This window comes from Nitratireductor mangrovi (assembly GCF_007922615.2).
Lineage (GTDB): Bacteria > Pseudomonadota > Alphaproteobacteria > Rhizobiales > Rhizobiaceae > Mangrovimarina > Mangrovimarina mangrovi.
Window position 1 is genome coordinate 1721745 of sequence record NZ_CP042301.2, and the last position, 13412, is coordinate 1735156.

The following is a 13412-nucleotide window of genomic DNA, read 5'->3' on the forward strand; positions in this document are numbered from 1 at the left end:
ATTGTGCAATGCAGCACAGGATTGTCCGTTTCGAAGCAAAAAAAATCGTGACATCGCGATGACCGTTAGGCTAGTGTTCCCGCGCATAAAGAGGGAGTGGAAATCGAAACCGCTCTCCTGCGCGGTCAAAGTCTTGGGAGGATGCGATCTAGGCGCGATAATCCGCTGCCGCCGGACACCGGAAACAGATCGGACGCGTGATAAAACTGCAAGGCTTCGGCCTTGCATTTTTTTTGTGCAATCAGATGTTTGGCTACCAACCTTCAGCCAGAACGTGAGCCGGCTTCAGTCGAAATTGGGGACGATCTGCGGCAGGTCTTCGAAGCTGAAGCCGAGCTGTTTTGTAACAACATAGAGCACGCCAAAGACCATCGCCGCGGCGACGGTCGCCAGCAGCATGGCGCGCAAGACGTGCGGGCCGCGCGGCGCGCTCGGCGTCGTGCCCAGCGTCACGTCGTTGTCGTCATCCTGGGTCCTGAGACCGATCGGCAGGACCGCGAACAGCACCACCCACCAGATGATGAAGAAGATCGCCGCGCCGGAGATCCAGCTCATCGCATTCGCTCCGTCATGCCGCCGGCCTCACGCCTGTTCCAGTTCGACAAGCGTGCCGACGAAATCCTTCGGATGCAGGAACAAGACCGGCTTGCCGTGCGCGCCGGTCTTCGGCTCGCCGTCGCCCAGCACGCGCGCGCCCTCGCCGGCCAGCCGGTCACGCGCGGCAATGATGTCGTCGACCTCGTAGCAGATGTGGTGCATGCCACCGGACGGGTTCTTGGCAAGGAATCCGGCGATCGGGGACGTCTCGCCGAGCGGCTCGAGCAGTTCGACCTTGGTGTTGCCGAGATCGACGAAGACGACCGTCACCCCGTGCTCCGCCAACGCCTGCGGCTGCGATACCTTGGCGCCGAGCGTGTCGCGATAGGTCGCGGTTGCGGCGGCAAGGTCCGGCACGGCGATGGCGACGTGGTTCAGTCTTCCGAGCATCTCTTGGTCCTCAACGCGTCACGAACACGGTCACGACCGGCTTCTTGCCCCAGGCGTCGCGAGCAGCGTTGCGCACCGCGCGGCGAACGGCTTCCTGGACGAGGTCCAGGTCCTTGCGCCTTGCGCGCGGGATCGAGTCGACCGCTCCCGCCGCCGCGTCCAGCATCAGGTCCTCCAGTGCCTCGCCGTCGCGGTCCTCGCGCGGCACGCCATAGGCGACGAGGTCCGGGTCACCGGCCAGTTCCCAGCGATCGTCGAGCACGACATTGACGGCGACGTGGCCGACATAGGAAAGCTTGCGCCGGTCTCGGATGCCGACCGCGGTCTCGCTGCCGATGACATAGCCGTCCTTGTAGACGCGGCCTGCCTCCACCTGATCGACGATCTCCGCTGCCCCCGGCGCCAGGCGCAGCATGTCGCCGTTGCGCACCTGACACACTCGCGGCACGCCGCTCATCGCGGCGAGTGAGCCATGCGCCACGAGGTGCGCGGCCTCGCCATGGACCGGCACCACGATCTGCGGCTTCACCCACTCGTACATGCGCTTCAGTTCGTTGCGGCGCGGGTGGCCGGAGACGTGAACCAGCGCGTCACCATCCTCGATGATCCTGATCCCTTGCTCGATCAGGAGGTTCTTGGTCTCCAGGATCGGCTTTTCGTTGCCGGGGATGGTGCGCGAGGAATAGATCACCATATCGCCGGGCGCGAGCGCCACATTGCGCATCTCGTCGCGCGCCAGCTTGGCAAGCGCCGCGCGCGGCTCGCCTTGGCTGCCGGTACACAGGATGACCAGTTCTTCACGCGCGATGAAGCCGTAATCCTCCTCGTCAACGAAGCCGGGCAGCCCGTCGAGATAACCAAGTTCGGTCGCGACATCGATGACGCGCTTCAGCGAACGCCCAAGAACCATGACCTTGCGACCGGCATCCCGCGCGGCCTCGGCGACGGAACGGATCCGGCCGACATTGGAGGAAAAGGTGGTGACGGCCACCCTGCCCTCGGCCTTTTCGATCAGTTCGCGCAGGCCCTCGCCGACAGCTTCCTCGGAGGGCGACTCGCCTTCGCGCATGGCGTTGGTGGAATCGCAGATCAGGGCCAGAACGCCGGCCTCGCCCAGTGCTCGGAAACGCGCCTCGTCGGTCTTTTGGCCGATCGTCGGCGCCGGATCGAGCTTCCAGTCACCTGTGTGGATGAAGGTGCCGAGCGGCGAGGTGATCGCAAGCGATACCGGTTCCGGGATCGAGTGCGTCACCGACACGGCCTCGATCTCGAACGGCCCGACGCTGAAGCGCTCGCCGGCATGATAGATCTCGACCGGAATATCCGGCTGCTGACCCGGCTCGGACTGACGCTTCGCCTCCAGCAGCCCGGCCGCGAACGGCGTCATCCAGACCTTGCCGCCGAGCCGCGGCCACAGGTCGAGCAGCGCGCCGTAATGGTCCTCGTGGGCATGGGTGATGACGATGCCGCGCAGCCGGTCCTTCTGCCCGGCGATGAAGTCGATATCGGGCAGGACAAGATCGGCGCCCGGCAGGTCCGGCCCCGGAAACGTGACGCCGCAGTCGACGACGATCCACTCGCGCGCATGCGGCGGGCCGTAGCCGTAGAGCGCGAAGTTCATGCCGATCTCGCCGACGCCACCCAGCGGCAGGAAGACAAGTTCGTTCTTTTCCGTTTTCGCCATGTCTACCCCCTCAGATGGCCGCCGCCGAGGCGATAGCCCCGAAATGCACGTCGCCGGCGGCGATCTTCAACTGTCTACCGTGGCGGTCACGAAGCACAAAGTGGCAATCGGCATCGATGGTCGCGAAGGTGCCGCGCACGATCTCGCCATCGATGCGCACTGCCACCTCACCGCCAAGCCCGGCGGCACGATCGATCCAGCGGTTGCGTATGGCGGCAAGCCCCCTGCCCCCGTCCCATAGCCGCTCTGTCTCGACCCAGGCGTCGGAGAGTGCGAGGAACAGCGTTTCGGCATCGCATTCCGAGCCGAGGGCATTAAGCGACGTCGCCGGAAAGGGAACGTCGCGCGGGTGGTCGACGACGTTGACGCCGATTCCGATCGCGACGGCAAAACTCTTGTCGCCGAGCAAGGTCGATTCCAGCAGGATGCCAGCCAGCTTGGCGCCGCCGGCAAGGACATCGTTCGGCCACTTGAGCTGGAAGCGCATGCGTGCGGCGCGGTTGTCGGCACCGTCCGTGCCTATGGCGATGCGCGCGCCGGGCGCCGTAGCTTCCAGCGCCTCGCCCATTGCCAGACCGGCGACGAAACCGAGCGTTGCAGCGACCGGCAGGGGACAACAGTCAACCAGAAGCAGCGTCGCGGCAAGATTGCCATCGGCGGCGACCCAGGCCCGCCCGCGCCGGCCGCGGCCGCTTTCCTGACGCTTCGACACAAACCAGGTTCGACCCGCGCCACCAGCCCGGGCCCGCTCCAGCGCCGCCGCATTGGTGGAGCCGATCGTGTCGAAGGACTCGACGCGGTAGCCCGCCGCGGCCGCCGTGGGCGCGAGCGCGAAAGCCATCGATCAGAAGAACGTCCCTGCCGCGGCCTCGGCCATCGTTCCGATCGGCCCGCCGATCAGCACGTAGAACAGCACGAAGGCGCCGGAAAGCCCCAGAACCAGGCGCAACTCCCCGGCCATCGGCACGAAGCCGCCGCCGACTGGTTCGTCGAACCACATGATCTTGATGATCCTGAGATAATAGTAGGCACCGACCACCGAAGCGAGCACGCCGATGACGGCCAGCGCGTACAGTTCCGCGTCGATCGCGGCGAGGAAGACGTACCACTTCCCCCAGAAGCCCGCGAGCGGCGGGATGCCGGCGAGCGAGAACATCAGGATCGTCAGAATCGTCGCCATCACCGGGTTGGTCGCAGACAGCCCCGAGAGTTCGTCGATCTGCTCGACATTGCCGTCCTTGCGCCGCATGGCCAGGATGAAGGCAAAGGTGCCGAGCGTCATCACCAGATAGATCAGCATGTAGATGACCACGCCGCGCACGCCGGCCTCGGTGTTGGCGGCAAGGCCAACCAGCGCGTAACCCATATGGCCGATCGAGGAATAGGCCATCAGCCGCTTGATATTGCGCTGGCCGATCGCGGCGAAGGCCCCGAGGGTCATGGAGGCAATGGCGATGAAGACGATGATCTGCTGCCAGTCGGCGGCCACCGGCTCGAACGCGCCGACGGTGACTCGTACCACCAGCGCCATCGCCGCCATCTTCGGCGCCGCGGCGAAGAAGGCGGTCACGGGCGTCGGCGCGCCCTCATAGACGTCGGGCGTCCACATGTGGAACGGCACCGCCGAGATCTTGAAGGCAAGCCCGGCGAGCACGAAGACGAGCCCGAAGATCAGGCCGAGCTGGCGTTCGCCATCCGACAGTGCCGACGCGATCTCGTCGAAGCCGGTATGGCCGGTATAGCCGTAGACCAGCGACATGCCGTAAAGCAGCATGCCCGACGACAACGCTCCGAGGACGAAATATTTCAGCCCCGCCTCGGTCGAGCGCACATTGTCGCGGTTGATCGCGGCGATGACGTAAAGCGCCAGCGACTGCAGTTCGAGCCCGAGATAGAGCGCGATCATGTCGTTGGCCGAGATCATCAGCGCCATCCCGAGCGTCGCCAGCATGATCAGCACCGGGAACTCGAACTTGTCGAATTTCTCTGCCTTGGCGAAACCGACCGACATGATCAGCGTCAGGATGGCGCCGGCAAAGGTCAGGAACTTCATGAAGCGGGCGAACGGGTCGCTGACGAAGGCATCCTCGAAGGCCTGGCCGTCCTGACCGAAGAACAGCATCCACGCCGTGACGCCGATCAGCACGGCGACGGACAGGCCGGTGACGAGCGTGTTCGAGCGCTCGTCGCTGAAGACGCCGATCATCAGCAGCACCATCGCGGCGACAGCGAGGATCAGTTCGGGCGTGGCGAGGATCAGGCTCTGGGAAAGTTCAGCCGACATGGTTCACTCAGCCCCTACTGCGCCAGCGCCGCCGCGGCGGCCGGACGCGCCGCCTCGATCGAGGCGGTGACGTTGTTGACCAGCGCCTCGACCGAGGCCGCCGTCGCATCGAAGACCGGCGCCGGGTAGACACCGAAGAAGATCACGAAAAGCACCAGCGGGTAGATGACCACCTTTTCGCGGGTCGAGAGGTCGAGCATGCCTTTCAGGCTCTCCTTGGTCAGCGCGCCGAAGACGACACGCCGATAGAGCCACAGCGCATAAGCCGCCGACAGGATGACGCCGGTGGTGGCCAGGAACGCGACCCAGGTGTTGACCTTGAAGATGCCGAGCAAGGTCAGGAACTCGCCGATGAAACCCGACGTTCCCGGCAGGCCGACATTGGCCATGGTGAAGATCAGGAACACGACCGCGTATTTGGGCATGTTGTTGACCAGCCCGCCATAAGCGGCGATCTCGCGCGTGTGCATGCGGTCGTAGACGACGCCAACGCACAGGAACAGTGCGCCCGAGACGAGGCCGTGTGACAGCATCTGGAAGATGCCGCCCTGGATACCTTCCTGGTTGAGCGCGAAGATTCCCATCGTCACGTAGCCCATATGGGCGACCGAGGAATAGGCGATCAGTTTCTTGATGTCCTCCTGCATCAGCGCCACCAGCGAGGTGTAGATGATGGCCACCACCGAGAGCGCGAAGACGAAGGGCGCGAAATCGGCCGAGGCCAGCGGAAACATCGGCAGCGAGAAACGCAGGAAGCCGTAACCGCCCATTTTCAACAGGATGCCGGCCAGGATGACCGAGCCCGCCGTCGGCGCCTCGACATGGGCGTCTGGCAGCCAGGTATGGACCGGCCACATCGGCATCTTGACCGCGAAGGAGGCGAAGAAGGCGATCCACAGCCAGGATTGCATCGTGGCCGGGAAACTGTGGGTTAGCAGCGTCGGGATGTCGGTGGTGCCGGCCTGCCAGTACATGGCCATCACGGCGAGCAGCATCAGCACCGAGCCGAGCAGCGTGTAGAGGAAGAACTTGAACGAGGCGTAGACGCGCCTCTTGCCCCCCCAGACCCCGATGATGATGAACATCGGGATCAGGCCGGCCTCGAAGAACACGTAGAAAAGCACGATGTCGAGCGCGCAGAAGACGCCGATCATCAGCGTTTCCAGGATCAGGAAGGAGATCATGTACTCCTTCACGCGCTTCTCGACCGACTGCCATGACGCCAGGATGCAGAGCGGCATCAGGAACGTGGTCAGGATGACGAACAGCATCGAGATGCCGTCTACGCCCATGTGGTAGGAGATCCCGCCACCGAGCCACTCGGTCTTCTCGACCATCTGGAAGCCGGGATTGGCATTGTCGAAGCCGGCCCAGATGAACAGCGACAACAGGAAGGTGAAGGCGGTCGTGAACAGCGCCACGTTGCGGATGTTGCGCCGCGCGGCAGCCCCCTCGTCCCGGATCATCAGGATCAGGAACGCGCCGACCAGCGGCAGGAAGGTGACCGTGGAGAGGATCGGCCATTCAGTCATCAGAAGCTGTTCCCCAGCATCATCCAGGTCACGAGGGCGGCGACGCCGATCAGCATCGCGAAGGCGTAGTGGTAGAGGTAGCCGGACTGCAGCTTGACCACGCGGTTGGTCACGTCGACCACACGCGCCGAAATGCCGTCCGGGCCGAGCCCGTCAATGATGGCGCCGTCCCCGGTCTTCCACAGGAAGCGGCCGAGGCGCTTGGCCGGATTGACGAACAGGAAGTCGTAGAGCTCGTCGAAGTACCACTTGTTGAGCAGGAAGGCATAGAGGCCGCGATGCTGTGCGGCGAGTTGCTTGGGCGTCTCCGGCGAGCGGATATAGAACTGGTAGGCGACGCCGAGGCCGAGCAGCATGGCCGCGAAGGGCGACAGCTTCACCCAGAGCGGCACTTCGTGGAAATCGTGAAGGATGTGGTTTTCCGGCAGCGTGAAGAGTGCGCCCTTCCAGAAGTGATCGTAGTCGTGGCCGATGAAGAACTCGTGGAAGATCACGCCGGCAAGAAGCGCTCCGGCCGCGAGGATGAAAAGCGGCACCAGCATGACCATCGGCGATTCATGCACATGGTGCATGACGTCGGCCGACGCCCGCGGCTTGCCGTGGAAGGTCATGAAGATCAGCCGCCAAGAATAGAAGCTGGTGAAGACCGCCGCCACCACCAGCATGGCGAAGGCGATGGTGGCCATGGCGTTGTGGCCGACGAACGCGCCCTCGATGATGGCGTCCTTGGAGAAGAAGCCGGCTGTCCCGAGGATCGTCGCCGGAATGCCGACGCCGGTCAGTGCCAGCGTGCCGATGATCATCATCCAGTAGGTGTAGGGGATGAGCTTCCTCAGCCCGCCCATCTTGCGCATGTCCTGCTCGTCGGAAACGGCGTGGATGACCGAGCCCGAGCCGAGGAAGAGCAGCGCCTTGAAGAAGGCATGGGTGAACAGGTGGAAGATCGCGGCCGAATAGAAGCCGAGGCCGATGGCGACGAACATGTAGCCGAGCTGCGAGCAGGTCGAATAGGCGATCACCCGCTTGATGTCGTTCTGTACCAGGCCAACGGTCGCGGCGAAGAAGGCTGTGAAGGCGCCGATGAAGGTCACCACCAGCAGCGCCGTGTGCGAGAGTTCGAACAGCGGCGACAGCCGCGCCACCATGAACACGCCGGCCGTCACCATCGTCGCGGCGTGGATCAGCGCCGAGACCGGCGTCGGACCTTCCATGGCGTCGGGCAGCCAGGTGTGCAGCGGCACCTGCGCCGACTTGCCCATCGCGCCCATGAACAGGAGCAGGCAGACCACGGTCAGCGCGGCGTGATGGTCGAGCTGGTAACCGAGGAAGTTGAGCACCGGCTCGGCCTGAGCGGCGCTCTCCCCGCCTTCGGCCACCGGCATGAAGGCGGCGGTGTTGGCGAAGATGGTGCCGAGATTGACCGAACCGAACAGCACGAAGACGCCGAAGATGCCGAGCGCGAAGCCGAAATCGCCGACCCGGTTGACGACGAAGGCCTTGATGGCGGCGGCATTGGCCGACGGCTTCTTGTACCAGAAGCCGATCAGCAGGTAGGAGGCGAGGCCGACGCCCTCCCAGCCGAAGAACATCTGCACCAGATTGTCCGACGTCACCAGCATTAGCATGGCGAAGGTGAACAGCGACAGATAGGCAAAGAAGCGCGGCCGGTGCGGATCGTGGTGCATGTAGCCGATCGAATAGATGTGCACCAGCGCCGACACCGTGTTGACCACGACCAGCATGACCACCGTCAGCGTGTCGACGCGGAACGCCCATTCGACGTCGAGCGCCCCCGACTGGATGAAGCGCAGCACCGGAACGGTGAAAACCTCGGTGTCGCCGAAGCCGACCGAGAAGAAGGCGATCCACGACAGGACGGCCGAGACGACCAGGAAGCCTGACGTGACGTATTCGGACGCCTTCGCGCCGATCGAATTGCCGAACAGGCCGGCGATCAGGAAGCCCAGGAGCGGAAGGAAGACGATGGCGTGGTACATGATTTCCTCGTCAGCCCTTCATCATGTTGACGTCCTCGACGTCGATCGAGCCACGGTTGCGGAAGAAGACGACGAGAATGGCAAGCCCGATGGCCGCTTCGGCGGCCGCGACCGTCAGCACGAAGAGTGCGAAGACCTGGCCTACCAGATCCCCCAGCGACGCCGAGAACGCGACGAAGTTGATGTTGACGGCAAGCAGGATCAGTTCGACCGACATCAGGATGATGATGACGTTCTTGCGGTTCAGGAAGATGCCGAACACGCCGAGCGTGAACAGGACGGCGGAGACGGTGAGGTAATGTGCGATGCCGATTGTCATGATGTTCCCCGTCAGATGCCCTGTCCGGTTTCGACGTCGACAACCTCGATCGCCGTTTCCGGCGTACGGGCCACCTGGGCCGGGATCGACTGCCGCTTGACGCCTTCCTTGTGGCGCAGCGTCAGCACGATCGCGCCGATCATGGCGACGAGCAGCACCAGCCCGGCAATCTGGAAGAAATAGATGTAGTCGGTATAGAGGATGTCGCCGAGCGCGGCGGTGTTGTGCCTGACGTCGATCGCCGGCGTCGGCTTCGCCACCGCTGTCGCCAGTTCCGGCGCGAAGGAATAACCGCCCACCACGACGATGATCTCGGCCGCCAGGATCAGGCCGACCAGGGCGCCGATCGGCGCGTATTGCAGTGCGCCGCGCTTCAGTTCCGCGAAGTCGACGTCGAGCATCATGACAACGAACAGGAACAGCACCGCGACCGCGCCGACATAGACGACGAGCAGGATCATCGCCAGAAACTCGGCGCCGGTGAGCAGGAACAGCCCGGCGGCGTTGAAGAAGGTCAGGATCAGGTAGAGCACGGAATGCACGGGGTTGCGTGCCGCGATGACCATGAAGGCCGCCGCGACCGCGACAAAGGCGAACAGGTAGAAAAAGATCGCCTCAAGTCCTGTCAGCATGGGTTCCCCCGGATCTCCGCGGCAAGGCCCCGCCCCGCCTGGTTCCGGTTCCGCCCGCCTCCGGCCGGAACCGCGTTGTCCTTAGACGAGCCGCCAGCGCCCGTCCACGTCGAATGGTCACCTGTAGGGCGAATCCAGCGCGATGTTGCGCGCGATCTCGCGTTCCCAGCGGTCGCCATTGGCGAGCAGCTTGTCCTTGTCGTAGTAGAGCTCCTCGCGCGTCTCCGTCGCGAACTCGAAGTTCGGCCCCTCCACGATCGCATCGACCGGACAGGCTTCCTGGCAGAAGCCGCAATAGATGCACTTCACCATGTCGATGTCGTAGCGCACCGTGCGCCGCGTGCCGTCATTGCGGCGCGGCCCCGCCTCGATGGTGATGGCCTGCGCCGGACAGATCGCCTCGCACAGCTTGCAGGCGATACAGCGCTCCTCGCCGTTGGGATAGCGCCTCAAAGCGTGCTCACCGCGGAAGCGCGGCGACACCGGTCCCTTCTCGTAGGGGTAATTGATCGTGTATTTCGGCGAAAAGAACTGCCGCATCGACAGGAAGAAGGCGCCGACGAATTCCTTCAAGAGCAGCGACTTGGCGGCTTGGGCTAGCGCTGACATGTTCTATTCTCCAGCAAGTAGCGGACCGACGAACCAGCCCACGACCGGCAAGAGCACGAGCTGGCTCAGGCCGGTAATGTTCAACACGCGCTTGGTCTCAGGCAGTTCGACACGGCTCGCCAGCAGGCGGAGCAGCACGAGGTCGCCGACGGCGACAACCAGCCCGACCAATGCGCCGATGAGACCCGCGCTCATGCCACCAGCCCGGTGAACTTCAGGAACGCGGCGGTCGCCACCACCATGAACAGCGACAGCGGCAGGAACACCTTCCAGCCGAGTCGCATCAGCTGGTCGTAGCGGTAGCGCGGGACGAAGGCCTTCACCATGGCGAACATGAAGAAGACCGCGCACAGCTTGAGCACGAACCAGATCACGCCCGGCACCCATGTAAAGGGCGCGAAATCGAAGGGCGGCAGCCATCCTCCCAGGAAAAGTATGGTCGTCAGCGCGCACATCAAGACGATGGCGACATATTCGCCGAGGAAGAAGAGCAGGAACGGCGTGGAGGAATATTCGATCATGTGACCGGCCACGAGTTCCGATTCGGCCTCGACGAGGTCGAAGGGCGGTCGGTTGGTTTCCGCAAGCGCGGAAATGAAGAACACGACGAACATCGGGAAAAGGCCGAGCCAGTGCCAATCGAGGAAGGTGTTGGGCAGGCCGGCCATGGTGCCGAGCCCGTCGCGCTGCGAAAGCACGATGTCGGTCAGGTTCAGAGAGCCTACGCACAAGAGCACGGTGATGATCACGAAGCCGATCGACACCTCATAGGAGACCATCTGCGCAGCAGAGCGCAATGCGCCGAGAAACGGGTATTTCGAGTTCGAGGCCCAGCCGCCCATGATGACGCCATAGACCTCGAGCGAGGAGATCGCGAAGACGAACAGGATGCCGACATTGATGTTGGCGATCGCCCAGCCCTCGTCGACGGGGATGACCGCCCACGCCGCCATCGCCAATACGGCGGAAACCAGTGGCGCCAGCAGGAACACGCCCTTGTTGGCGCCGGCCGGGATGACGGGTTCCTTGAAGACGAACTTCAGAAGGTCGGCAAAGGCCTGGAAGAGGCCCCATGGACCGACCACGTTGGGCCCGCGGCGCAATTGCACGGCAGCCCATACCTTGCGGTCGGCATAAAGCAGGTAGGCGACCAGAATTAGTAGCACCACCAGAAGCACGACCGACTTCAAGAGAATGATCAGCGCCGGCAGCACGTAGAAGGAGAAGAAGGTTTCCATAAGTCCGCCTTACTCGGCTGCCTGCTTGAAACCGCTCCTGGCCATTGCGGAGCATTCCGCAAGCACGGCCGAAGCGCGGGCGATCGGGTTCGTAAGGTAAAAGTCCACGACGCCGGAGACGAACGGGCTCTTGTTGAGGCGGCCTCCGGACTTCGCAAGCTTCGACAGATCGGCCGCCTCGCCTGAGGCGATCTGGTCGAGCTCGGCGAAATGCGGATATTTCTCGTAAAGCTGCGCCCGCAGCTGCTGCAGCGAATCGAAAGGCAGTTTCTTGCCCAGCACGTCCGACAACGCCCGCAGGATCGCCCAGTCCTCCTTGGCCTCGCCAGGCGCGAAGCCGGCGCGGTTGGTCATTTGTACACGGCCCTCGGTGTTGACAAAGGTGCCTGACTTTTCGGCATAGGTCGCGCCCGGCAGGATGACATCGGCGCGGTGCGCGCCGGCATCGCCATGGCTGCCGACATAGACGGTGAAGGCGTCGCCGATCTTGTTCATGTCGAACTCATCGGCGCCGAGCAGGAAAAGCACGTCGAGCGCGCCCATCATGTCCGCAGCCTTCTTGCCGGCTTTGCCCGGCACGAAGCCGAGATCGAGCCCGCCAACACGCGCCGCTGCCGTATGCAGCACCCCGAAACCATTCCAGTCGCCGCTGACGGCTTTCACGTCGCCGGCAATCTTGGCTGCGAGGCCAAGGATCGTGGCACCATCGGAGCGGGCCAGCGCGCCCTGCCCGACGATGATCATAGGGCGTTCGGCCTTCTTCAGCACCGAGAAGAACTTGCCCGTGCCGCCGGCGAGTTCCTTGAGCGTCTCCGCCCCGGCGCCCAGCATCTCGTAGTCGTAGCGCAGATCGCCGACGTTGCCGATGACGCCAATCGGGAAATTGCCCATCCGCCAGCGCTTGCGGATACGAGTATTCAGCACCGAAGCCTCGAAGCGCGGGTTGGAGCCGACAATCAACAGCGCGTCGGCCTTCTCGATGCCTTCGATGGTCGGGTTGAAGATGTAGCTCGCGCGGCCATTGGCGGGATCGAGCGCTGCGCCATCCTGGCGGCAGTCGATGTTGGGCGAACCGAGGGAGCCCATCAGTTCCTTGAGAGCGAACATCTCCTCTACCGTGGCCAGATCGCCGGCAATTGCGCCGATTCTGTCGCCCGACATCCCCTCGACCTTCGCCTTGATCGCAGCGAAGGCCTCACTCCACGAAGCTGGCTCAAGGCGCCCGTTCCTGCGCACATAGGGCCGGTCGAGCCGCTGGGTTCGGATGCCGTCCCACACGAAGCGGGTCTTGTCGGAGATCCACTCCTCGTTCACCGCCTCGTTGACCCGCGGCAGGATACGCATGACCTCGCGGCCGCGGGTGTCGAGCCGGATCGCCGCGCCGACCGCGTCCATGACGTCGATGGACTCGGTCTTTGAAAGCTCCCAAGGCCGCGCCTGGAAGGCGTAAGGCTTCGAGGTCAGGGCGCCGACCGGACACAGGTCGATGACGTTGCCCTGCAGCTCCGAGGTCATGGCCTGTTCGAGATAGGTTGTGATCTCGGCATCCTCGCCGCGGCCGATCAGCCCGAGTTCGGAAATGCCGGCCACCTCGGTGGTGAACCTCACGCAGCGTGTGCAGTGGATGCAGCGCGTCATGATGGTTTTGACCAGGGGCCCGATATATTTGTCCTCGACGGCGCGCTTGTTTTCCTTGTAGCGCGAGGAATCGACACCGAAGGCCATCGCCTGGTCCTGCAGGTCGCATTCGCCGCCCTGGTCGCATATCGGGCAGTCGAGCGGGTGGTTGATGAGCAGGAACTCCATCACCCCCTCGCGCGCCTTCTTCACCATCGGCGTGTTGGTGAAAACTTCCGGTGGCTCGCCGTTGGGGCCCGGGCGCAAATCGCGCACGCCCATGGCGCAGGAGGCGGCGGGCTTGGGCGGCCCGCCCTTCACTTCGACGAGGCACATGCGGCAATTGCCGGCGATCGACAGCCGCTCGTGGAAACAGAAGCGCGGCACCTCGGCTCCCGCCTCCTCCGCCGCCTGCAACAGCGTGTAGTGGTCGGGTACCTCGATTTCCCTGCCGTCGACCTTCAGTATCGTCATGTCGTGCCCCCGGCGCCTCGCGCCGCTTTACTTCTTTCC

At 63.9% G+C, this 13412-nt stretch carries 13 protein-coding genes; all 13 read right to left on the reverse strand.

Going from position 1 to position 13412, the window contains the following annotated elements:
- Positions 1 to 285: 285 nt before the first annotated feature.
- Positions 286 to 555: a DUF1467 family protein gene (locus tag FQ775_RS08480; protein ID WP_146301488.1), complete on the reverse strand. Its 270-nt coding sequence runs from the start codon at positions 553 to 555 to the stop codon at positions 286 to 288.
- Between the two features lie 27 nt (positions 556 to 582).
- The gene (mce, locus tag FQ775_RS08485) at positions 583 to 987 is read right to left on the reverse strand and encodes a methylmalonyl-CoA epimerase (protein ID WP_146301489.1); all 405 of its coding nucleotides are present in this window, start codon (positions 985 to 987) and stop codon (positions 583 to 585) included.
- A 10-nt stretch (positions 988 to 997) separates the two neighbouring features.
- Positions 998 to 2671: a ribonuclease J gene (locus FQ775_RS08490; RefSeq protein ID WP_146301490.1), complete on the reverse strand. Its 1674-nt coding sequence runs from the start codon at positions 2669 to 2671 to the stop codon at positions 998 to 1000.
- Positions 2672 to 2681: 10 nt separating this feature from the next.
- Entirely contained in the window at positions 2682 to 3512 is an 831-nt protein-coding gene (locus FQ775_RS08495; RefSeq protein ID WP_146301491.1) for a biotin--[acetyl-CoA-carboxylase] ligase, read from the reverse strand.
- A gap of 3 nt (positions 3513 to 3515) precedes the next feature.
- Positions 3516 to 4955: an NADH-quinone oxidoreductase subunit NuoN gene (nuoN, locus tag FQ775_RS08500; protein ID WP_146301492.1), complete on the reverse strand. Its 1440-nt coding sequence runs from the start codon at positions 4953 to 4955 to the stop codon at positions 3516 to 3518.
- Between the two features lie 14 nt (positions 4956 to 4969).
- Positions 4970 to 6487: an NADH-quinone oxidoreductase subunit M gene (locus FQ775_RS08505; protein ID WP_146301493.1), complete on the reverse strand. Its 1518-nt coding sequence runs from the start codon at positions 6485 to 6487 to the stop codon at positions 4970 to 4972.
- The gene (nuoL, locus tag FQ775_RS08510; protein ID WP_146301494.1) at positions 6487 to 8484 is read right to left on the reverse strand and encodes an NADH-quinone oxidoreductase subunit L; all 1998 of its coding nucleotides are present in this window, start codon (positions 8482 to 8484) and stop codon (positions 6487 to 6489) included. The genes FQ775_RS08505 and nuoL overlap by 1 nt, the downstream gene beginning before the upstream one ends.
- 10 nt (positions 8485 to 8494) lie before the next feature.
- The gene (gene nuoK / locus FQ775_RS08515; RefSeq protein ID WP_146301495.1) at positions 8495 to 8803 is read right to left on the reverse strand and encodes an NADH-quinone oxidoreductase subunit NuoK; all 309 of its coding nucleotides are present in this window, start codon (positions 8801 to 8803) and stop codon (positions 8495 to 8497) included.
- An 11-nt stretch (positions 8804 to 8814) separates the two neighbouring features.
- Complete coding sequence (locus tag FQ775_RS08520; protein ID WP_146301496.1) at positions 8815 to 9435, reverse strand: NADH-quinone oxidoreductase subunit J; 621 nt, start codon at positions 9433 to 9435, stop codon at positions 8815 to 8817.
- A 117-nt stretch (positions 9436 to 9552) separates the two neighbouring features.
- Positions 9553 to 10044 carry an NADH-quinone oxidoreductase subunit NuoI gene (gene nuoI, locus FQ775_RS08525; protein WP_146301497.1) on the reverse strand — a complete coding sequence of 164 codons (492 nt, stop codon included), beginning with the start codon at positions 10042 to 10044 and terminating at the stop codon, positions 9553 to 9555.
- Between the two features lie 3 nt (positions 10045 to 10047).
- The gene (locus FQ775_RS08530) at positions 10048 to 10239 is read right to left on the reverse strand and encodes a hypothetical protein (RefSeq protein WP_146301498.1); all 192 of its coding nucleotides are present in this window, start codon (positions 10237 to 10239) and stop codon (positions 10048 to 10050) included.
- Positions 10236 to 11282 (reverse strand): NADH-quinone oxidoreductase subunit NuoH, encoded by a 1047-nt coding sequence (nuoH, locus tag FQ775_RS08535; protein ID WP_146301499.1) that lies wholly within the window; start codon positions 11280 to 11282, stop codon positions 10236 to 10238. Before nuoH ends, FQ775_RS08530 begins: the two co-directional genes overlap by 4 nt.
- Before the next feature lie 9 nt (positions 11283 to 11291).
- Complete coding sequence (gene nuoG / locus FQ775_RS08540; protein ID WP_146301500.1) at positions 11292 to 13373, reverse strand: NADH-quinone oxidoreductase subunit NuoG; 2082 nt, start codon at positions 13371 to 13373, stop codon at positions 11292 to 11294.
- Positions 13374 to 13412: the final 39 nt, after the last annotated feature.